The organism is Actinotalea endophytica, from assembly GCF_025717005.1.
In the GTDB taxonomy this organism is placed as follows: Bacteria; Actinomycetota; Actinomycetes; order Actinomycetales; family Cellulomonadaceae; genus Actinotalea.
The window spans coordinates 370,540-390,653 of sequence record NZ_JAOVZU010000004.1 but is presented as its reverse complement, the minus strand read 5'-3'; the positions used below and the strand labels follow the sequence as shown (position 1 = coordinate 390,653).

Sequence of the window (20,114 nt, the reverse complement as noted above, 5' to 3'; positions counted from 1 at the left end):
CCCCCCCGCCGCCCCCCCCCCCCCCCCGGGCGGGGGGGCCCCCGCCCCCCCGGAGGGGCGGCTCCCCGGCTCGCGGGGTTCAGGGGTGGTTGTCGCCGGGGTCGGGCGCGAGCCGTCAGGCGGTGTCGCCCGGGGGCAGCGCGGTCGGCTGCTGTGCCGGTCAGGCGACCTGGAGGGACCGCCTGGCCAGGCCCCACCAGAAGCCGTCGAGGGCCGTGGTGGGGGCGGCGGTGGGGTCGGTCGCTGCGCCGAGCGTGAGGAACAGCGGCGTGAAGTGCTCGACCGTCGGGTGCGCGTACGGCATGCCCGGGGCGCGGTGCCGGTAGCCCGAGAGCTCGTCGACGTCGCCACGGGACAGGGCCTCGGCGGCCCAGGCGTCGAACTCCGCCGACCAGGTCGGGACGGCGGTCAGGTCCGCCCAGTTCATGAACGGCAGGCCGTGGGTCATGAACCCCGAGCCGATCACGAGCACCCCGTGCTCGCGCAGCGTGCGCAGCCGGCTGCCCAGCTCGAGCAGACGGGCAGGGTCGTGCGTGGGCATGCTGAGCTGGAGCACCGGGACGGACGCGTCCGGGAACATCGCGAGCAGCGGCACCCAGGCGCCGTGGTCCAGGCCGCGCGAGGTGTGCTCGTGCAGCGGCTCGGAGTCCGGCAGGACGGTGCGGACCAGGGCGGCGAGGTCGGTGGCGTCGGGGGTGTCGTACCGCAGGCGGTAGTACATCGGGTCGAAGCCGCCGAAGTCGTAGACCAGGTCGGCGTGGCCGTCGGTGGTGGACAGCGCGAGCGGCGCGGACTCCCAGTGCGCCGAGACGATCAGCACTGCTCGCGGGACGGGCAGGCGGCGCGCCCACGCGTGCAGGTCGTCCATCCAGCCGGAGTCCTCGAGCAGCGGCGGAGCGCCGTGCGACACGTACAGGGCGGGCAGCGGGCCGTCCGCGGGCGTCCACGCCCGACGCGGTGTCGCTGCGTCGATCGTGGACGCCCGCCGCAGGAAGTCTGCGTACGGGTGGGACATCGTCAGGCCAGCTGGAAGCCGGTGGCCCAGGAGGTCTTCTCCGCGGCCGCGAGGGTGATCTGCAGGAAGCCGAGCGCCTCGAGCTCGCGCGCCCGCTTGAGGCTGCCCGCGTCGACCACGGTCAGGCCGCCGGCCGAGACCGCGTCGGCAAGAAGGGCCTTGGCGTCGGCGTCGTCGCCCGCGACGAGCACGGTGGTCGGGTTCTCCAGCACGGTGCCGCCGGCGAGCGCGCCCGCGAACGTGGTGTTGAAGGCCTTGAGGACGCTCGCGCCCGGGAGGGCGGCGGCGATCTCGGCGGCGGCCGACGAGTCGGCCGGGACGACCAGGGAGTCGAAGGTCTCGAAGTCCACCGGGTTGGTGAGGTCCACGACGACCTTGCCGGTCAGCGCGTCGCCGTAGGTGGCGAGCACGTCCGCGACGGCGCCGTAGGGGACCGCGAGGACGACGATGTCGGTGTCGGCAGGCAGGGCCGCGCCCTTGGCGACGAGGGTGTGCGCCACGCCGCCGCGCGTCAGCACCGCGTCCAGCGCGCCACCCATGTTGCCGGTCCCGATGATGCTCACGTGCGTCATGTCTGATGCTCCTTCTCGGCGGTGCGCCGACTGGTTTAGTTGAAGCGACAACCACGACGATAGACGTGTTTGCTTGAAGCGTCAACCTTTCCGGTAGAGTGGGCAGCATGACGCGTTGGCTGGGCGACCGCGAGCTGCAGGCGTGGGTGCGCCTGATCGCGATGACCGAGCTGCTGCCCGGCGCGCTCGAGCAGCAGCTGAAGCGCGACTCCGACCTCTCGCACTTCGAGTACTACGTGATGGCGATGCTCTCCGAGGCGCCCGAGCGCACGCTGCGGATGACCACGCTCGCCGCGCGCGCCAACGCGACGCTGTCCCGGCTGTCGCACGTGGTGACCCGGTTGGAGGGGCGCGGGTTCGTGGAGCGGGTGCCCTGCCCGGGGGACAAGCGGGCGACGAACGCGGTGCTCACCGAGGCGGGGTGGGCGACGGTGGTCGCGGCGGCGCCGGGGCACGTGGAGAACGTGCGCGAGACGGTGCTGGACGCGTTGACCGACGAGCAGGTGGACCAGCTCTCGGCGATCGCCGGGGCGATCCTGACGCGGCTTGACCCGGACGGCGTGATGACGGCGCCGTACGAGCGGGCGCGGGTGGAGGAGTAGCGCGGCCGACGCCGGCGAGTCGGCGGGGGCGGAGCCAGGCCGGTGCGGGCTCGCGGGCCGGTGCCGAGCCGGGCGGTGGACCGTCGCGGCGGCCCCGGCGGACGATAGGTTGCCGGACGTGGACTCGACGAGTGCGCCGATCACGACCGCCCTGGTCGTGGCCGGCATCAGCATGCTTCTGGTCGGTGCGGCGCTGGGCCTCGGCAGCCGCTGGCTGCTGCGCGGGAGATCGAGCCTCAGCGCGTCCGGAGCGGTGCTCGCCGGCGTGGTCGGCGCCGTGCTCGGCGGGGCCGTGACCCAGGTCGCGATGGGCAACCCGAGCACCCCGCACGTCGGGTTCCTCGCGCTGTTCTCCGTGCTCGGGACCGTGCTGGTGCTCGTGGTCACGGAGCGCCTGGTGGGCGGCAAGGCGCCGGACGCGACCGCCCTGGTCGAGGCGGGGGAGTCCGCGACCGTCGAGTTCAAGTCCACCGCGCGGCACAACCTGCACTCCGGCAAGCGCGACGAGCGCATGGAGGCCGTCATCACCAAGACCCTCGCCGGGTTCCTCAACGCGCGCGGCGGGACGCTGCTGATCGGCGTGGACGACGAGGGGCACGCGCTCGGCCTGGACGACGACCTCCAGTACATGAAGGCGCCCGACCTGGACCGGTACGAGCTGTGGCTGCACGACCACCTCACGCGTGCGCTCGGCGCGCCCGCGGTGGCGCTGCTGCGGGTCACATTCCCGGTGGTGCACGGGCGGGCGATCTGCCGGGTGGACGCGACGCCGTCGCCGCGGCCGGTGTTCGCGCGGGGCAAGGGCGAGCAGGTGGTGTTCTACGCGCGGCTGGGCAACTCGACGCGTGAGCTGGGGGTGGCGGACGCGATCGACTACGCGGCGGACCACTTCGGGCGGCGGGGGTGGATGCGGCGGAAGGCTGGGTGAGTCAGCCTCGATTTGGCCGATCGTGGGACGACCACGTATTGTTGAGTGTCCCGACGCGGGGTGGAGCAGCTCGGTAGCTCGCTGGGCTCATAACCCAGAGGTCGCAGGTTCAAATCCTGCCCCCGCTACTTGTGAAGGTGCAGGTCAGAGGCCCTTTCGATCTTCGGATCGAAAGGGCCTCTGGCGTTTCGGTATGCAGATGGTATGCAGGCAGGCCCACAGGATGGCCCTGGACGGTCCTGGACGACTGTGCTCACGAGCGCCCGAGAATGGGCCGCCGTGGTCGCCGTGTCAGCCGCGTTGCCGCGCTCCTCGAGCTTCGACCGGCGGCGCCCCGATTCAGAAGAGGAGGGGCTTGGAGCGCGACCATGGGCCGGAGGGGAACGAAGTCGGCGTGCGCGCATGCCGCGCGCCGCCCAAGCCGCGCACGCGGGACGTGCCAGCCTGTCTCCAGGCCCGCGGGGCCTGCGGCGACTCAGGGGCGGGGGTCAAGACCATGGCGAAGCGAGGGCTGAACCAGGGAGCCCTCGTCGTGCTCGAGGGTCTCGACAAGACCGGCAAGTCGACGCAGGCCAGGGCTCTCTTGGCGGCGCTCGGTTCCCAGACGACCGCCCATGTACACATGCCGCGCGGCCTGACGCACTTCACGAAGAAGATCTACAAGATGCTTGAGTCGGAGGATCTTCGCCCGGAGTCAGGCGTAGCCAAGCAGTTGGCGCACCTTGCATGCCATGCCGAGAGCGTGGGCCGCATCGCCGACATCTTGACTGAGCGCGCGGTCGTGCTGGACCGGTGGTGGTGGTCCGCATTGGCCTACGGCTGGTATGGCGGCGAGGTCCCGGCCGCAGGGATACGTCGCGAGACCTACTTCGGCCTTGTGACCGAGATCTGGGCGCCGCTCACGGCATCGGTGGTGTTCCTGTTCGACCAGCCCCACGAAGACGATGCCAACAACACACAGCCGATCCGCGCGGGCTACCAGGAGCTGGCCCGCGAGCAAGGCGACGTCACGGTGGCAGTCAGGCCTGGCGTGGCGGACTCAGTGACGGACTTCATCCTGGGCGAGCTCGACCATCGCGGCCTGCTCACGGATCGCGGGAGATAGCGTCCCGATGCCGACCTTCAGCAATGTCAACGCCGCCTTCTTGGGGATGCTTGATCGAGTGCTGACCAAGGGCGCGAAGACGGAGAGTCGGGTCGGTCCGACGATCGAGCTGGTCTCGCAGACGATCGTGATCGAACGTCCCCTCGAGCGGTTCGTGTTCGCGCCGGGCCGCAACAACAATCCGTTCGCCACGATCGCAGAGAGCCTCTGGGTCCTCGCGGGGCGGAATGATCTGGCGTACCTCACGCCCTACCTCAAGCGTGCACCGGACTTCTCGGACGACGGTGGCAAGACCTGGCGCGCTGGCTACGGCCCTCGCTTGCGTGCCTGGCACGGCACTGACCAGTTGGCGGCTGTGCGGAGCGTGTTGCGCGACTCTCCGAACTCCCGTCGGGCCGTGGCGTCCCTGTTCGACCCGTCCGAGGACTTCCAGGACAGCAACGACATCCCCTGCAACAACTGGCTGCACTTTTTGGCCCGCGGCGGACGCCTCGACCTGAACGTCGCGGCGCGCAGCACGGACATCTGGTGGGGCTTCTCGGGAGTGAACGCCTTCGAGTGGTCCGTCGCGATGGAGATGATGGCGCGCTGGCTCGGCCTCGAGCCGGGCGTGCTGACCTTCTTCACCTCATCGTTGCACCTGTACGAGCGGCACCACGGCCGGGCGCGCGCGGTGCTGGCCCGTGCGGACGTCAACGCGCCCTACGTGGGGCAGTCGAGGAGGCGGTACGACACCGCGTGGGAGGACGCCCCCGGGGTGTTGGCTCGGTGGATGGACCTTGAGGAGAGCGTGCGCGCGGGGACGGACCTTAACGCGCTCGCGGTCCCCTTCGACGATCCGCTGCTAACGGAGTACCTGCGCGCGATCGACGTGTACTGGTCGTTCAGACGGCGGGTACCTCCGGCGGCGCTTGAGGAGCGGCTCGGCCTGCTCGGCGACAGCGATGTTGGCGCCGTCGCACGGGAGTTCGTCAACCGGCCGAATGCGCGCGACCACTGACCGTCTGGTCCGCCGCCTGAGCGCGTTCGTTTAGGCCCCATTTCGGTGGGAAGAACGGCTGCGGCATCGACGGCGGCGTCTGCGGCGCGAAGCGCTGCTTGATGCGGGTGCGCTGCCCGATGCCGGGCGCGTCCGGGTGCGCGACTCGCGCGTACTTGTCGGTCTCGCAGAAGAGGTTCTGGCAGTCGATCAGTGCCAGGGGGCGACCGAAGAGATCCTCAAAGTCCAGCCCGTACCGTTCGAATTCCTCTTGCTGATGGTCGACGGCCCACCGTATTAGGTCCTCAGGGCGTAGCCCGTCGGTGTCCACGAAACACTTCGCGATGCCGCTGCGTGCCCCGGGGCCAGCGACCACGAACTCGTTCTCGTCGAAGTCGATCAACGCGGAGTAGTTCAGGTCGATAGTCAACTGGAACGCAAGGAAAGGTCCAAGCGACGGGTAGGACGAGATGATGTTGAACACCTCGCGCAAGCTCGACGCGGCTTCGATCGCGCTGGCCGCATCCGAAGCGATCATCTGCTTGGCCAGGCGTAAGTGGTTCAGGTGCTTTCGGGCCGCGCCGAACGGCGGCGGTGGGATGATGTAGGCAGGCGAGTAGATCCGCTGCCCCAGGGCAAGTCGCCGGTCCATCTCGAGGCTGATGCGCTCGACGTCGAACGCCGCCGTGGTGAGCGAACCGACGGCACCCTCCACGACCGCCCAGGTGCTCGGCTTGTTGAAGAAGCGGTAGATCAACGTGCGAAGCAGCAAGTCATCGGGCTCCTGCGAGCCGGCGTACTGCACCCGGATTAGGTCCTGAGAGACTCGATCTGCCGCTCGATAGGCGTTCGTGAAGCGGTAGGCCGACAGGATCGGATCGCGCGTCCACGGGTACGGCTGAGCTCGCAGTCGCTGGTGGTACATGCGCTGACGTTCAGCAGCGACGAACCAGTAGCTCTGTAGTACGTCGGTCGCGATGACCGTGTGGCCGTTGATCGCGATCGACCTCATGGTGTTCCCCAACCTTTGCGCTCTCGTTGGTCAACCATCCGGCGCGCCGCGCAGCGAACGACTGCGCCTTCGGCCGCTCACCCTGGCAGAGCCCGGGGCGCGACCGCACCCCGACACTATTGCGCTGGAGCCAACGACGGGGTTCGACGGGGGCGTGTTGGACCGACCAGCACTCCCGTCGCAGGCGTGGGACTACCTTGCGGGCCAGCCCGCCGGGCGGCCGAGTAGGCCCCGCTCGAGCGACCCGAGCCACGCGAGTGTCGCCGTGACCAGATCCGCGGGAAGTAGACACCGATGCCCGCGCCCGGAGAGAACCAGGTCGACGTCGTAGCCGGAACGGAGTTCAGCAGGAATCTGAGGGCCGTCGGCGCCGAAGTAGCTGAACTCCGCGCCGATGAGGACGCGGTCCGTTGATGTGTCGATCCTGACGTGACCGGGGTTCGCACTGCCGTCGGCCAGACTGTGCCGGGAGTCCGCCTGTTGCCAGCGCCCCGACTCGTCCTGGTGGTAGATGTTGTCGCCGTAGACGTGCTTGAGTGCGCCGTCCGTTCGCGGCACCTTGCCCGCGAAACGGGGGTCGCGCCAGTAGTCGTTGAACGTCAGCGTTTCGCTGACCCGCATGGCGTAGACGAGTCGGCCGGCCAACGACTTCTGGGCCGACCCAGTTCCGACGATCCAGTCGCCGACGTGCCCCGTGCGCCTGATCTGCGGCTTGCACGTCGCGAGCGTGCATGTGCCGCCGAACGGGTTCGGCGCGAATCCGAAGTCGTGGAGCACGACGTAACTGAAGATCCTCATTCGCGGGTTCAGCAGTTCAGCCGCTTGATCGACCGCGGTGTGACGGGTGCCCCATCGGGGCCTTGCCACGGGCCGACGTCGTCGCCGTTGAGCGCGTCGATGATTGTGTCTCCATCCCAGCGGACAACGGCGTCCGCGTAGTCGTTGAGTTCTGCGGGCATGTCGACGCCTTCCGCGCCCGGCGCCCAGACGCCGATGATGCGCTTGTCGCCGTAGCGCGCCGCGTTCTCGATCTCCCAGCTCACCCACTCGTGGTTCTTGGTTTCCGGCGTGATGATCACGAGGATCTTGCCGGCCCACCTGATCCGGTCGGCGAGGATGGACTTGATGTAGTCCTCGGAGTGGGCGTTGTTCGGGCTATCGCTCGTCACCGACGAGTCTCGAACTTCGGCGCCGTGCCGGGACAAGAGATCCTTCAGCTTCCCGACGAGGGCATCGTCCTCGTGGCGGTGACTGATGAAGACGTTGTGGTGCTCGGCTTGCTCGGCCATGACGCAACTCCCTTCAACAGAAGGCTAGGAGCAGTCACCGACACGACGACCCGCGCAAGAGGATGAACTTCGGCTCTACGCTGCGCTCATGCCTGTCCCGCCGATCCTCGACGTGTATGTCGTGTGGCACTCGGATGACCCTGACGGCGCGCGGGTGTTCGAGCGTCTTCACCGCCACTTCCACTCACCGACATATTCGGGTCTCATAGGCGGAGCCGTCGAGGTGTACTCCCGGAGCGTGAGCTGGCACGACGCGGGCGACGCTCCGCGCCCCCTCGTCCTCCCTGGTGACACACGTGCGTCGGTCCAGCCGGCGCTGCTCGCGGCCATCATCCCGGTGCTCGGTCCGGGTCTGCGGCAAACCGTCGAGACCGAGCCCAGGTGGCGGTTGTATCTGGAAGGGATCGGGGCGGCGGGCAGCGACCGTGTCGTCGTCGCACCTGTGGGCCGGAACGTGAATCTAGTTGGATCAGCGCTCCTGCGCGCGATCGGCAGCTTCCAGCGGTTGCCGGATGAATCTCTCGACGATGGCCACCCAGGGCTCCTCGAGCGCAGCGCAGCACAGACGATCGCTCAACTGGCGGCCGGATCGAAGACGCCGATCAAGGTCTTCGTCAGTCACGCGAAACACTCGTCTGCTGGCGAGGATGAACTCGCCCATGCAGCCGTGTTCGCGGACGTTCGCGGCGTGATCGCGGACACGAAGCTTGCCGAGTTCTTCGACGCCCACGACCTGCAGCCTGGAAGCGACTGGGCGGCCGAACTCGAGCAGAGCGCCGCCGAGTCGGCACTGCTCATGGTTCGCACCGACGCGTACGCCAGCCGCGAATGGACGCAGCGGGAGGTCCTGGCCGCGAAACGTCACGACGTTCCCGTCGTCGCTCTCGTCGCGCTGACCGAGGGCGAGGCTCGCGGGTCGTTCCTGATGGACCACGTTCCAACTGTTCCGCTCGACCGTGCCGATCGCGCCACCTCGATCAACGCGAGCCTGAACCGCCTGGTCGACGAAGCGCTGAAGCGCGCTCTCTGGAGCGCACAGGGCGAGTTCATGCTGGAGCAGGGATTCGACTGGGCACCCGTGCACGCCCCCGAGCCCGTCACGGCGATTGGTTGGCTGGCAGACCACCGCGCCGAGCAGGCGGACGACAAGCACCTGTGGATCATCCATCCTGACCCGCCGCTCGGTCCCGCCGAACGACGAGTCGCCGACGAGTTGTGCGCGCTTGCGGGATTCGATGCGAAGGTCGACGTCCTGACTCCCCGCACGTTCGCCGCCAGAGGTGGTGTGTTGCCGCATGATGGTTGACCCGCATTTGGTGCCCCGCGATGCGCTTCGCGGCCGCCGCATCGCGATTTCGGTATCCGAGAGCGCTGACCTGGCGAGACTCGGCCTGAGTCCGCTTCACCTGGAGCTCACCGTCGCTGAACTCACCCGGGCGATCGTCCTCGCGGGGGGTATCGCCGTCTATGGCGGCAAGATCGACGTCGGGTTCACACAGATCGTCCGCGAAGAGGCGGAACGGTATGCGACCGACCACGTCGTCTTCGAGCACTACGTTCCGTTCACCGAACACGCCAACCTCTCGCGGGCCGAGCTGCAGGCGTACGTCGGGAGACTCGGCGTGCACTCCGAAGTACACCTCATCGACGGCGTCGGCGTCGCGGCTCCCGTATCCGGGGCGAACCAGCCAGGGTTCGTGCGGGCGGAGGTTGAGCCGTCAACAGCTCTGACCACGGCGCGGACGCTCATCGCGGAAGTCTGCGATAGCCGCGTCATTGTTGGTGGTCGGCTTTCGGACTACCTGGGTGCCATCCCCGGCGTCGTCGAAGAAGCCGTCCTGACTCTCGGCGCGGGCAAGCCCCTCTACGTTGCTGGCGGCTTCGGTGGCGCTGCGGCGTTTGTCGGCAGACACCAGACGCCGGACTTGTATGACTGGCTGCCCGAGGGGATGCCGCAAGGTGCGGAGGCTCTCGTCGACGAGGCAGCCTTCAGCCGACTTCACGGCACGCGGGGTGCCCAAGGACTCGACGACGATGATGCGCGACTCTTCGCTTCGTCGAACCGTCCGTCCGACATCGCGACCCTCGCGATTCTCGGGCTGTCCCGGCTTCTTGGCCGGTGAGCGCACCAATCTCAGATGCACCAGCGTCGTTCGCAGCGGCGGCCTTCCAGCCGCCCAGCGACTCGACGGACTGTGAAAGGGACGCGACTACGGCTACGTCGAGGGCCGTCGGGAATGCCGCCAGCAGCGGTTTGGCCAGGTTGCTGACGGCTCCGCGTTGCTCGAGGAGTCCCGGCGCGTCGCCAGCGCCCTTCGCCGAAGGGCGAGGGCTCGCCCACCCGAGCAGCGGAGTGACGGCGTCGGTGCCCGCGCGACTTCGCGCGTCACCCGCGGCCGTCACTGGCAAGCTACTTCGCATGTCGCGAGAGGACGAGAGCCTGGTCGAGGGTCTCTACGAGTCGCTGATCACTCGGGCGCTGGAGGAGAAGCTTGCCCTTGCACATGGCCTCGACATGCGCCAGGCGGACATCGACTCGGCGGACGCGCCTGACATCCTCGCCAGGCACGTGCGCGATGTTGTGCGGCGAGCGTTGCGCGAGGAGCGTGACGCTGGCCGCCGCCTCGGACGCGTCAATCGATTCATTGAGGCCTGGGGTGAGGCCGCCGACATGGTTGATGGCGCGAGGCAACTCCTCGCCGTCACCCGCCCGGGCGGGCCGGGTCAGGTCGGGCATCGACCTCCAGACCGCCCTTCCACACCGCTCTCGGAAGCTGCTCTCCTGACAAACGCCGCCGGAGAGCCCGGTGTCGGCCACGAGATTCGAGCCGAGCTGGCGAGCGCCGATCAAGTTGACGTCATCATGGCGTTCGTCAAGTGGCATGGGCTTCGGCTCTTCGAGGATCGACTGGAAGCCCTGCGAGAACGCGCGGTCTCCCTGAGGGTGATCACCACCACCTATATGGGCGCAACCGAGCGGGCGGCGCTGGACCGGCTAGTCCATGACTTCGGAGCCCAGGTGAAGGTGCAGTTCGATTCACAGAGAACACGCCTGCACGCGAAAGCGTGGCTATTCCGGCGCGACACGGGATTTGACACTGCATATGTGGGTTCCAGCAACCTCTCTCGCGCGGCCATGCTCGACGGGGTGGAGTGGAACGTCCGTCTCTCATCGGTCTCAACACCAGCGCTTATCCAGAAGTTCCGCGCGACGTTCGACAGTTATTGGAATGACGCGACGTTCGAGACCTACGAGCCGGCCGCCGACCGTGACCGTCTCGATGACGCGCTCGCCGAAGCGTCCGGTAGGCGCACGCGCGACCGAGTGACGCTCACGCTGTCCGGTCTAGAGGTGCGTCCGTATCCGTACCAGCAGGAGATGCTCGACCAGCTCGACGTCGAGCGCGTCGTCCACGATCGTCACCGGAACCTCGTAGTCGCCGCGACCGGAACCGGCAAGACGGTGGTTGCTGCGTTGGACTACCGGCGGCTGGCCGCAGACGCCGACTCCGGGTCCCGGGCGAGGCTCCTGTTCGTCGCACACCGGCGGGAGATCCTCCAGCAATCGCTCCGCACCTACCGTGAGGTCCTCGGCGACGCTGGCTTCGGGGAGCTCTACGTCGACGGGGCGCGACCCGAGCGATGGGACCACGTGTTCGCCTCCGTGCAGTCCCTGACGTCGTACGGCATCGCCAACGTCCCTCCAGACGCCTACGACGTTGTGGTCGTCGACGAGTTTCATCACGCCGAGGCGAAGACGTACCGGGCGATCGTCGACCATCTTCGTCCACGCGAGCTACTCGCCCTGACAGCCACGCCCGAGCGCGGCGACGGTCTCGACGTTCGTGCACTTTTCGATGGCCGCACGGCGGCCGAGATGCGGTTGTGGGATGCGCTCAAGGCCGACTTGCTCACGCCCTTCCACTACTTCGGTGTCGCTGACGGCTTGGACATGGCCGGCGTCGGCTGGCGAGCTGGGGCATACGACGCTGGCGAACTCTCCAAACTCGTGACGGGCAATCATGTTCGCGCGCGGATCATTCTCAAGGCTGTGCGAGATAAGCTCGCCGATGTGGCCGGGATGAAGGCCCTCGCCTTCTGTGTCTCGCGTGACCATGCGCACTACATGGCGGGCGTGTTCAACGATGCCGGAATCAGTTCGGTAACGGTGCTCGGCGATACGGCGATTGCGGACCGGGATGCCGCTCTCAAGGGGCTGATCGACGGTTCTGTCCAGACAGTTTTCACCGTGGACGTCTTCAACGAGGGTGTGGACGTCCCCGCGATCAACACTGTGCTGTTTCTGAGGCCCACCGAGAGCTCAACAGTCTTCTTGCAGCAACTTGGTCGAGGGCTGCGTCGCGCCCCGGACAAGGCGGTGCTGACGGCGCTCGACTTCGTTGGGCACCACCGCAAGGAGTTCCGGTTCGACCGGCGCTTTCGCGCCATGACGGGCAGCACCCGCGCTGGACTCGAGCGCGACATCGAGCGCGGCTTTCCCTTCCTTCCGTCGGGAACGCAGATCATCCTCGATCGGCGGAGCCAGGATCTCGTACTCCAGAACATCCGGAGCCAGGTCACCACTCGCTGGTCCGGGATCGCCTCAGAGCTGAAGGCTCATCCCACCGACCACCTCTCGACATTCCTCGGCGAGTCTGGGGTAGAGCTGGCCGATGTCGTGCGGGACGACCGGTCGTGGACGCGGCTACGCCGCGAGACCGGTATTGCAGTCCAGGATGGAGGGCCTCTGGAAGAGGGTCTCCTCAAGCGCGTCCGCGCCCTCTGTCACGTCGACGATCTCGACCGAGCAGCGGCCTATCTCACGTGGCTAGGCGACGAGGCACCGGCGTACGACGAAGCTGACAGCGTCCTGCAGGCGTACGGGCGGATGCTGTTCTTCTCCCTCTGGCCAGATGGCGGTGGATTCCAGTCGTATGCCGCCGGGCTGGATGCCCTTCGAACTGAAGCTGCAGCCCGTGAGGACTTCCGAGCGGTTGTTCGCCTCGGCCTGGACCGCGCAGAACGCGTGACGGCGCGACTCTCGGGGGAGTTGAGCCTGCGGCCGTTGCGCGTTCATGCTCGGTACACACGCGAGGAGATCGTCGCCGCACTTGACTACGTATCGGTCAGTGATCGGAAGGCAAACAGCTTCCGAGAGGGTGTGCTGTTCGCGCCAGAGGCGAACGTTGACGCGTTCCTCGTGACTCTGCACAAGTCCGAGGCCGAGTACTCCCCGACGACGATGTACCAGGACTACGCGATCAACCCAGAGCTCTTTCACTGGGAGTCTCAGTCTGGAACGTCGGTTGCCTCCAAGACCGGCCAGCGCTACCTCAACCACCGCGCCCGGGGGAGTCACATCCTCCTCTTCGCGCGACCCCGCAAGGTCTCTGCCTTCGGGACCGGGGCGCCCTATCTCTTCCTGGGAGAGGCCGACTATGTCGACCATCGGGGCGAGCGCCCTATCGCCATCACGTGGCGGCTCCGCTCCCCGATGCCTGCCGCCGACTTCGCCTCCGCAAGCGTGGTGTCGTAGTGCAACGCCTCAGCCCTCGAATGGCCCCAGGGCGCCCTGGGTGGCGATTCCAGCCTAGGGTCCTCCGGGCGTGCTGGGGAGCGCGGGCAGGCGGTGGGGGCGGAGCCTGAACCGTCAGCCGTCACCGCCACGCCACCCAAGCCGTGCTCAACCGGCGAGCAGCGCACGAAGGCGAGTTCTTGCCCACCATCGACGTCTGCACCGCCTGACCGAGGCCCGCCCTCGCCCCGCCCCCGCCCCCTACGACTCGTGGATCGGCGTCTTCGGCAGCTTCCGCACCCGCCGCGACCGCCGGCGCCTGCTCGGGATCAGGTCGCGCATCTGCTCGAGGTCGCCGAAGCACAGCAGCCGGTCCCCGTCCTCGAGCACCCGCCGCCCGCCGGGGTTGGGGATCACCCCCGTACCCCGGTGCAAGGTCAGCACCGAGATGTCCCGCTCCGCCAGCCCCGATTCTCCGATCGGCTTGCCGACCATGGTCGAGGCGGAGTGGACGACGATCTCGGCGACGCCGTACTTGGTGGAGATGGTCAGCCGCTGCCGCACGTCGATCTCCGGGAAGGCCACCTGGTTGTCGATGAAGTCGATGATCGCCCCGGCCACGTCGAGCTTGGTCGCGGTCTCCACGCCCTCCAGGCCGGGGGAGGAGTTGACCTCCATGACGAGGGGTCCGTCCTCGCCCTCCAGGATGTCCACGCCCGCCACCCGCAGACCCATGATCTGCGCGGCTCGCACCGCGGTCTCCTCGTAGGCGCTGTCGAGGGTCACCGCCTCGACCGAGCCGCCGCGGTGCACGTTGGAGCGGAACTCGTCGCCCTGAGCGGTGCGCCGCATCGCGGCAACCACCCGGTCCCCGACGACCAGGGCGCGGATGTCGCGGCCCTTGCTCTCCTTCACGAAGCTCTGGATCAGCACGTTCTGCCGGGTGCTCTGCAGGGTCTCGATGATCGCCTCGGCGACCCCCCGGTCGGGGGCGAGGATCACCCCGATGCCCTGGGTGCCCTCGAGCAGCTTGATCACCACCGGGGCGCCGCCGACCCGCTGGATGGCCGGGCGCACGTCGGCCCGCTCCCGCACGAACGTCGTCGGCGGCATGCCGATGTGGTGCCGCGCGAGGATCTGGGTGGCGCGCAGCTTGTCCCGGGAGTTGGTGATGCCGTTCGCCGTGTTCGGGGTGTAGACGTCCATCTGCTCGAACTGGCGGACGACGGCGGTGCCGAAGTAGGTGATCGAGTTGCCGATCCGGGGCAGCACCGCGTCGTACTGCGAGAGCTGCTTGCCGCGGAAGAGCAGGTCCGGCTCGTCCCCCGACAGGTCGATGGCGAACCGCATCGTGTTGAGCACCTTGACCACATGCCCGCGGTCGAGGGCCGCGGTGCGCAGCCGCTGGGTCGAGTAGCTGCGTGGCGCGCGGGACAGGATGGCGAGCTTCACTGAGGATCCCGGAATAATGTCGGCGTGGTAGAGGCCGCCAATTCAAACACCGTCGACGGCTCGCGTGAGCCAGGAACGGTCGCCGGATGGCGTGAGTGGGTGCGGTTGCCCGAGGTACCCGTGCGGTGGATCAAGGCCAAGCTCGACACCGGGGCCCGGTCCAGCGCCATCCACGCCTTCGACGTCGAGGAGCGGACCGTGGACGGCGAGCCGCGGGTGAGCTTCTCCATCCACCCCTGGCAGCGCTCCGACGAGGACGCTGCACGGCTGGACGCGCCGGTCATCGACCAGCGTCTGGTGCGCTCGTCCAACGGTGGCACCGAGGAGCGCCTGGTGGTGCCGATGGTGATCCGGCTGCTCGGGCGCGAGGTCGCCACCGAGATGACCCTGTCCAACCGGGACGAGATGGGGTTCCGGCTGCTCATCGGCCGTGACGCCCTGAGCCAGGGCTTCCTGGTGGACTCCGCCCGGTCCTACGTCGGCGGGCGGCCCCGTCGCGTCATCCGCCGCAAGAACTGGGGGCGGTGAGTGGCTCGCGACTCCCTGCCGATCGGCAGTGTCCGGGTGCGGGCCGGCACGGCCGCCGAGGTCGGTCTGCTGATCACCCGGCTGGTCACCGGCGGCGACGTCACGCTGCCCGTGCGGGTGGTGCACGGGAAGCTGGACGGGCCCGTCGTGTGGCTCGATGCGGCGGTGCACGGTGACGAGGTGGTCGGCGTCGAGGTGATCCGCCAGGTGCTGCGCACGCTGCAGCCGAAGCGGCTGCGCGGCACCGTGATCGCCGTCCCGATCGTCAACGTGCTCGGCTTCATGACCGGGGACCGCTACCTGCCCGACCGGCGCGACCTCAACCGCTCCTTCCCCGGTTCCGCCCGGGGGTCGCTGGCCGCCAGGATCGCCCACCTGTTCATGACCGAGGTGGTCAGCAAGTGCAGCGTCGGGATCGACCTGCACACCGGGGCCGACCGCCGCGCGAACCTCCCCCAGATCCGCGCCGACCTCGACGACCCGGGCACCCTCGAGCTCGCCCGGGCGTTCGGCGCCCCGGTCATGCTGCACGCCCGGTTGCGCGACGGCTCGATCCGTTCTGCGGCCGCGGAGTCCGGGGCACGGGTGCTGCTCTACGAGGGTGGGGAGAACCTGAGGCTCGACGAGTACGCCGTCGACGCGGGCGTCCGCGGGGTGCGGCGGGTGCTCGCTGCGCTGGGCATGATCGACCCGGTGGCCGAGGAGCAGTCGCCGACGCTCGAGTGCCGGGGCAGCGGGTGGGTCCGGTCCCGGCGCACCGGCATCGCCCACCTCGACGTGGCGCTCGGCCAGCAGGTCGTGGTCGGGGAGCGGCTCGGGTCGGTGTTCGACTCGTACGGGAAGACCCTGCGCACGGTGCGCGCCGACCGGGACGGCGTGGTGATCGGCCGGGCCAACGCCCCGATCGTCAACCGCGGCGACGCCCTGGTGCACATCGCCTCGCCGTCCTCGCACAGGCCGGTCGACGCGGGGTAGCGCCGGGTTCCCGCCTCGACTCGGGCCATGGGCGGTTCGACAACGGGCGTCGGCAGGTCGTCCCGGACCGCCAGGGGGCAAGGGACGCGGGCGAAGGGGTCGAGAACAGGCGCCGGGCTACGACGGACTCCGAGCTTCGCCGAACATCATGATCAGCGTGTTCGGTGGCTTCATGTTCTCCCACCTGGCGGCGGTCCGGCCGCTGGGCTTCGGACTCGCGTTCAGCGTGCCGCTCGACGCGTTCGTGGTCCGGCCGGCGCTGGTGCCCGCCCTGATGCACCTGACGGGAGACGGCGCCTCGTGGTTGCCGCGATCGCTCGACCGGCTGCTGCCGGACGTCGACATCGAGGGTGCCGCGCTCGAGCGAAGCCATCCGGTGCACGGCACCGCGACGGAGCTCGAGCACGACCTTGCCCTCGAGGCAGGCGGTACGGCCCGCTGACCGGTCCCGCGCGACCTCAGACGTCGCGGCAGGGAGATCGTGGCCAGCAGACAGTCGGCAGAGCCGCTCCGCCGGACAGTGGGGACACTCCACGCCGGGTCGTGGCGGCTCACGCCGGGTCGTAGCGGCTCTGGACGAGCGTGAAGGCCGCCCAGTAGTACGGGGCGTCCCAACCCGGCTCATCGGCCACCGCCGCGCACGCGTCCGCGAGTGCCGCTGCGAGCGACGCACCAGCCACGCGTCGCGCGTGGAACTCGGTCATGAGGTAGTCCGTGGCGGCGTCATCGACGTCCCAGGAGCTCGCGACCACGGCGTGGCAGCCGGCCCGCAGCAAGGCGGTGCTGAGGCCGGCGAGCTCGCCACCTCCCAGCGACTCGCCGTAGCCGCTGTGGCAGGCCGAGAGCACGACCAGCCGTGCTCCTCCTCGGCTACCAAGGAGCGCACCGGCAGGTAGCGACCCGTCGGCGAGCCTGACTCGGCTGCTCAGCGGCTGGTCGGGGTCGATCTGTGCGTGCGCTGCCACGTGCACGACGGTGGCCCCCTCCACCGCACGAAGGACGGCGTCGCGGGTCGCTGCTGCGCCGAGCAGGGGCTGAACGGCAAGGAGCTCGGCGACGTGGCGCGCCTCGTCGGCGGCGCTGGGCAGATCGCCGGTGGGATCCCCCAGGACGGCGGCACCCGAGGTCTCCCGGGCCGCGTCGGGGAAGCTGACCCGGACGTACTGCGCCACGTTGTCCGGGTCCTCGATGCCCATCCGCTCGGCGACGTTGAGGTCCTCACTCCAGGTGTAGCTGTTCCCCTCCAGCGGGGTCATCATGAGAGCCTGGTTGGGCAGGACGAGCACGGGCGTTGGCCGGCCGAGCTCCGTGCACCAACCGGCGCGCAGGAAGAGCAGCTGCCACGGGAGGGTGAACGTGTCCGTGGTCGGCGAGATCGCCAGGCACCTCGAGACCGGGTGCGGGGCGGCGGCCAGTGCGTCCACCAGGGGCTGCAAGGCCGCCGGGGTCGCGGCGCCATCGTCGGCTCGGTCGTCGCCCGTCAACGGCAGGCCGTTGACCGCCTGCGCCAGGACCTCCTCGGCGACCTCGCACATGATCTCGGCGTGCTGCGCCCCATCTCGCAGGAGCAGGAAGCACATCCGGGCTTGTTGCTGCCCGGAGGCGTCCACGTACCGCGGCACTGCCAGTGAAACCAGGTCGCACCCAGGTGAGCGTGACGGGAGTGAGTCCAAGAGCGCTGCCAGGACGTCCCGCCTGAACCGGGCGTACCGGCGTACCGACCCCGGCCCGTGCCGCGACATCTCGTCCCACAGTCGGTCAAGCTCGCGGTGCACGCTCTGGCGCCTGTGCAGGTGACGCAGCTCGAGAGCTGGGTCGTCAGTGGCCTCGAGGAGTTCGCGCAGGTCGAGGGCGGCTGCGTCACCCAGCAGCTGTGACTCCCACCGAGCGACTCCTTCGTCGAGCTCGGGCGGTGGTTCGAGTCCACGTCGCAGGATCTCCTGGATCAGCAGCGGGGCCTTGCCTGCCTCGGCGGACGCGAACGCCAGGTCGAGGTGAGGACCCGCGTCGGCGCCACCGAGCTCGCGGCTGCGGCTGAGGTGCAGGCCGACCAGCATCGACTGCGCGCGAGCGGCGATGCTACGGGTGCCGAGTCGTTGGCGCACCGGCAGTGAGGCGTTGTCGGCCAGGAGCTCGCGCAGCGCTTCCTCGAGGTGCGACGTCGCTTCGTCGTGCACGCCGGTACCGGAGGCCTTGCCCCAGAGTGCCTGGCGACACAACAGCGCGTTGGCCAGCTGGTAGTGCAGGCGGGGGCGCACGTCAGGGGCATCGAAGGCGTCCGCGAGGCCCGTGCGCGCCGCCTGGACGGCCTCGTCGAGCGCTGTCCCGTCGCGTTCACGCACGCCTCGCTCGACCAGCGAGATCGATCGATTGATCCACATCCGGCCGCGACTCCCCGTCGACGGCGGAGCGAGGGCGAGGGCAGCCGCGGACTCCTCCTCTGCTCGCACGAGGTCGCGCACGTCGCGACGGGCCTCGTAGCGCCGGGCATACGCGTTGCTGGCGTTGTCGTGCGCGACGGCTTCGTCCTCGAGGTCATCCGACGTCACGGCGAGACGTTGCTCGTACTCCGCTACCGACCGATCGGCGTGCGCTGGGTCCTTCGTGAGCTCGTAGGCCTCTCCGAAGAGGCTCCCCAGGAGGGCGTGGAGCTGGGGCACGTTGTCCAGCCCCTCGACGGGCGCCTCAAGAGCCGCGACCGCGAGACCGATCGCGGCTGCGATGTCCTCGCGGTCGCGGGCCCGTCGGTACCGCGACCACAACGCGCGCGCCAGGAGCTCGAGGCTGCGAGCCCTCTCCCAATCCCGTGCGCGAGGAGCCGGTACCACGTCCTCGAAGTCCTGGATCGCTCCTGCGAGCGCCACCGGGTCGCCGGTGCGGTCGGCGATCCGCAGCCGCAACGTCCCCAGATGGGTGGAGGCGGTCAGGTGGACCCCGGCGCCCGGGCGCACGCTTCGTCGCGCGACCTCGAGCTGATCGATCGCGGCGGCCTCGTCGTCGGGGTCCTCGGTGGCGTCCGCCCGGATGTACCAGAGCTGACCGAGCGCCAGCTCGTAGAGCGGCAGCATGTGACTCGTGCGCGCCACCGGCTCCCGGATCCGGTCGAGCTCGGCGAGAGCGGCCGCCCACCGGTCCTCGTGTGGGTCGGCCACCCACTCGAGGCCGAGCGCGATCCCCAGGTCCATCGCCGCCATGCCGCGGGGGCTCTCGTCGGGCGACAGCCGGGCGATCGACTCGCGCAGGCTCGCGAGCAGGCCGCTCCGTTCGGACGGGTCACCTACGTCCGTCTGGTGAGTCGGTGCGTCCATCAGCGCGCCCTCTGCGGAAGTACTCCCGGCTTGGACGGTACTCAGCGGTCCCGCCCGGCGCTAGAGTCGCAGCTAGGCGCACTCCTCCTACGGGCGGTGAGGTGAAGCCGTGACCTCGATGTTCGCCGAGGCGATCCACGTTGGCGGCCCTGAGTTGCTCGTCGAACGCAGGCGCACTGCCGTCACCGAGGACGAAGCACCAGCCGAGGCGGTGTTCCCGTCGTCCGGAAGGCCACGCGGGCTCTCTCTGATCTCGCTACGGGTCACACGCAACTGGGACGGGCTGTGGGGGCTGCTCGGCAGGCGCGACCAGATCTACTTCATGACGGTGGCGTTCGACCTGAGCGGCCGGGCACCGATAGTCCTGCCGCCCGAGCAGGTCCCGGATCAGGCGATCTACCGCGTGCGCCGCGGGGAGACGATCTCGTTCACGCTTGGCGACGGTTCGCCGGTCTACCCACCTCACGTGCTCAAGGGCGGCCTGATGGTCTACCTCGTCGTCTGCGACGCCGACCAGGGGACCCGCCACGTGGGTGAGGTCATGGCCAAGGTGCACGCGGACCTGACCAAGGGCGGGTCGCTCACCGACACGTTGATGGCTCTGATCAAGAACCCCACGTCCACCGTGGTCGACGAAGTCCTTCGAGCGGCGACAGCGGCACTCCTGCCGATCGCGACGATCCTGCAGAGCCAGGGCGACGAGTTCGTGGGGGTCTTCAGCGGCATCTACCCCGCCAAGGGGCCGTGGAAGGGCAAGCTCGCGGCAACCCAGAACGGAACGGAGATCGAGCTGCGCGAGCTGCGCGGCTGACGCGAGCCAGGGTTGATGCCACG

The 20,114-nt window shown here is 69.1% G+C and carries 17 protein-coding genes, 1 tRNA gene and 1 pseudogene; 12 read left to right on the top strand and 7 right to left on the bottom strand.

What is annotated here, in order from left to right:
- Positions 1 to 160 precede the first annotated feature (160 nt).
- Together OEB99_RS09310 and OEB99_RS09305 are read right to left on the bottom strand one after the other, a co-directional pair.
- Complete coding sequence (locus tag OEB99_RS09310; RefSeq protein ID WP_263509770.1) at positions 161 to 1,015, bottom strand: dioxygenase family protein; 855 nt, start codon at positions 1,013 to 1,015, stop codon at positions 161 to 163.
- A gap of 2 nt (positions 1,016 to 1,017) precedes the next feature.
- Positions 1,018 to 1,587 (bottom strand): NADPH-dependent F420 reductase, encoded by a 570-nt coding sequence (locus tag OEB99_RS09305; protein WP_263509769.1) that lies wholly within the window; start codon positions 1,585 to 1,587, stop codon positions 1,018 to 1,020.
- Between the two features lie 107 nt (positions 1,588 to 1,694).
- Here OEB99_RS09305 and OEB99_RS09300 point away from each other — a divergent pair, with 107 nt between their 5' ends.
- The 5 genes from OEB99_RS09300 (at position 1,695) to OEB99_RS09280 (ending at position 5,222) form a co-directional block, all read left to right on the top strand.
- Entirely contained in the window at positions 1,695 to 2,189 is a 495-nt protein-coding gene (locus OEB99_RS09300) for a MarR family winged helix-turn-helix transcriptional regulator (protein WP_263509768.1), read from the top strand.
- Positions 2,190 to 2,307: 118 nt separating this feature from the next.
- Positions 2,308 to 3,117: an ATP-binding protein gene (locus OEB99_RS09295; RefSeq protein ID WP_263509767.1), complete on the top strand. Its 810-nt coding sequence runs from the start codon at positions 2,308 to 2,310 to the stop codon at positions 3,115 to 3,117.
- 54 nt (positions 3,118 to 3,171) lie between these two features.
- A tRNA-Met gene (locus OEB99_RS09290) sits at positions 3,172 to 3,245 on the top strand.
- A 227-nt stretch (positions 3,246 to 3,472) separates the two neighbouring features.
- Positions 3,473 to 4,222 carry a dTMP kinase gene (locus OEB99_RS09285; RefSeq protein WP_263509766.1) on the top strand — a complete coding sequence of 250 codons (750 nt, stop codon included), beginning with the start codon at positions 3,473 to 3,475 and terminating at the stop codon, positions 4,220 to 4,222.
- A 7-nt stretch (positions 4,223 to 4,229) separates the two neighbouring features.
- Positions 4,230 to 5,222 (top strand): thymidylate synthase, encoded by a 993-nt coding sequence (locus OEB99_RS09280; protein ID WP_263509765.1) that lies wholly within the window; start codon positions 4,230 to 4,232, stop codon positions 5,220 to 5,222.
- Here OEB99_RS09280 and OEB99_RS09275 read toward each other — a convergent pair.
- From OEB99_RS09275 to OEB99_RS09265, 3 genes are all read right to left on the bottom strand, one after another.
- Complete coding sequence (locus tag OEB99_RS09275; RefSeq protein WP_263509764.1) at positions 5,194 to 6,213, bottom strand: nucleotide kinase domain-containing protein; 1,020 nt, start codon at positions 6,211 to 6,213, stop codon at positions 5,194 to 5,196. The genes OEB99_RS09280 and OEB99_RS09275 overlap by 29 nt on opposite strands.
- A 192-nt stretch (positions 6,214 to 6,405) precedes the next feature.
- Positions 6,406 to 7,011, bottom strand: a complete 606-nt coding sequence (locus OEB99_RS09270) for an Nmad2 family putative nucleotide modification protein (protein ID WP_263509763.1) — start codon at positions 7,009 to 7,011, stop codon at positions 6,406 to 6,408.
- A gap of 8 nt (positions 7,012 to 7,019) precedes the next feature.
- Positions 7,020 to 7,502: a TIR domain-containing protein gene (locus OEB99_RS09265; protein WP_263509762.1), complete on the bottom strand. Its 483-nt coding sequence runs from the start codon at positions 7,500 to 7,502 to the stop codon at positions 7,020 to 7,022.
- Positions 7,503 to 7,590: 88 nt separating this feature from the next.
- Between OEB99_RS09265 and OEB99_RS09260 the strand changes: the two genes are divergently transcribed.
- From OEB99_RS09260 to OEB99_RS09250, 3 genes are all read left to right on the top strand, one after another.
- On the top strand, positions 7,591 to 8,808 hold the full coding sequence (locus tag OEB99_RS09260) for a TIR domain-containing protein (RefSeq protein ID WP_263509761.1): 1,218 nt from the start codon (positions 7,591 to 7,593) through the stop codon (positions 8,806 to 8,808).
- The gene (locus OEB99_RS09255; protein ID WP_263509760.1) at positions 8,798 to 9,625 is read left to right on the top strand and encodes a hypothetical protein; all 828 of its coding nucleotides are present in this window, start codon (positions 8,798 to 8,800) and stop codon (positions 9,623 to 9,625) included. Before OEB99_RS09260 ends, OEB99_RS09255 begins: the two co-directional genes overlap by 11 nt.
- A 296-nt stretch (positions 9,626 to 9,921) precedes the next feature.
- A complete protein-coding gene (locus tag OEB99_RS09250; RefSeq protein ID WP_263509759.1) occupies positions 9,922 to 13,038 on the top strand; it encodes a DEAD/DEAH box helicase in 3,117 nt (1,038 codons plus the stop codon).
- Between the two features lie 240 nt (positions 13,039 to 13,278).
- Here the strand turns inward: OEB99_RS09250 and OEB99_RS09245 are convergent, their stop codons facing one another.
- Positions 13,279 to 14,469, bottom strand: coding sequence for a RimK family alpha-L-glutamate ligase (locus OEB99_RS09245; RefSeq protein ID WP_263509758.1), 1,191 nt, complete (start codon positions 14,467 to 14,469; stop codon positions 13,279 to 13,281).
- Between the two features lie 24 nt (positions 14,470 to 14,493).
- Between OEB99_RS09245 and OEB99_RS09240 the strand changes: the two genes are divergently transcribed.
- From OEB99_RS09240 to OEB99_RS09230, 3 genes and pseudogenes are all read left to right on the top strand, one after another.
- Positions 14,494 to 14,997 (top strand): ATP-dependent zinc protease family protein, encoded by a 504-nt coding sequence (locus OEB99_RS09240; protein WP_263509757.1) that lies wholly within the window; start codon positions 14,494 to 14,496, stop codon positions 14,995 to 14,997.
- The gene (locus tag OEB99_RS09235) at positions 14,998 to 15,972 is read left to right on the top strand and encodes a succinylglutamate desuccinylase/aspartoacylase family protein (protein WP_263509756.1); all 975 of its coding nucleotides are present in this window, start codon (positions 14,998 to 15,000) and stop codon (positions 15,970 to 15,972) included.
- 133 nt (positions 15,973 to 16,105) lie between these two features.
- Positions 16,106 to 16,414, top strand: a pseudogene (locus OEB99_RS09230) (MMPL family transporter); the annotation flags it as partial.
- 109 nt (positions 16,415 to 16,523) lie between these two features.
- Here OEB99_RS09230 and OEB99_RS09225 read toward each other — a convergent pair.
- Positions 16,524 to 19,280: a CHAT domain-containing protein gene (locus OEB99_RS09225; protein ID WP_263509755.1), complete on the bottom strand. Its 2,757-nt coding sequence runs from the start codon at positions 19,278 to 19,280 to the stop codon at positions 16,524 to 16,526.
- A gap of 118 nt (positions 19,281 to 19,398) precedes the next feature.
- On the opposite strand from OEB99_RS09225, the gene OEB99_RS09220 reads away from it, so the two are divergent.
- On the top strand, positions 19,399 to 20,091 hold the full coding sequence (locus OEB99_RS09220; RefSeq protein WP_263509754.1) for a hypothetical protein: 693 nt from the start codon (positions 19,399 to 19,401) through the stop codon (positions 20,089 to 20,091).
- Positions 20,092 to 20,114: the final 23 nt, after the last annotated feature.

Excerpts from the sequence above, each read along its gene's own strand:
- OEB99_RS09310 (WP_263509770.1), bottom strand. The coding sequence starts at position 1,015 with ATGTCCCACCCGTACGCAGACTTCCTGCGGCGGGCGTCCACGATCGAC.
- OEB99_RS09305 (WP_263509769.1), bottom strand. The coding sequence starts at position 1,587 with ATGACGCACGTGAGCATCATCGGGACCGGCAACATGGGTGGCGCGCTG.
- OEB99_RS09300 (WP_263509768.1), top strand. The coding sequence starts at position 1,695 with ATGACGCGTTGGCTGGGCGACCGCGAGCTGCAGGCGTGGGTGCGCCTG.
- OEB99_RS09280 (WP_263509765.1), top strand. The coding sequence starts at position 4,230 with ATGCCGACCTTCAGCAATGTCAACGCCGCCTTCTTGGGGATGCTTGAT.
- OEB99_RS09275 (WP_263509764.1), bottom strand. The coding sequence starts at position 6,213 with ATGAGGTCGATCGCGATCAACGGCCACACGGTCATCGCGACCGACGTA.
- OEB99_RS09270 (WP_263509763.1), bottom strand. The coding sequence starts at position 7,011 with ATGAGGATCTTCAGTTACGTCGTGCTCCACGACTTCGGATTCGCGCCG.
- OEB99_RS09265 (WP_263509762.1), bottom strand. The coding sequence starts at position 7,502 with ATGGCCGAGCAAGCCGAGCACCACAACGTCTTCATCAGTCACCGCCAC.
- OEB99_RS09260 (WP_263509761.1), top strand. The coding sequence starts at position 7,591 with ATGCCTGTCCCGCCGATCCTCGACGTGTATGTCGTGTGGCACTCGGAT.
- OEB99_RS09255 (WP_263509760.1), top strand. The coding sequence starts at position 8,798 with ATGATGGTTGACCCGCATTTGGTGCCCCGCGATGCGCTTCGCGGCCGC.
- OEB99_RS09250 (WP_263509759.1), top strand. The coding sequence starts at position 9,922 with ATGTCGCGAGAGGACGAGAGCCTGGTCGAGGGTCTCTACGAGTCGCTG.
- OEB99_RS09225 (WP_263509755.1), bottom strand. The coding sequence starts at position 19,280 with ATGGACGCACCGACTCACCAGACGGACGTAGGTGACCCGTCCGAACGG.
- OEB99_RS09220 (WP_263509754.1), top strand. The coding sequence starts at position 19,399 with ATGTTCGCCGAGGCGATCCACGTTGGCGGCCCTGAGTTGCTCGTCGAA.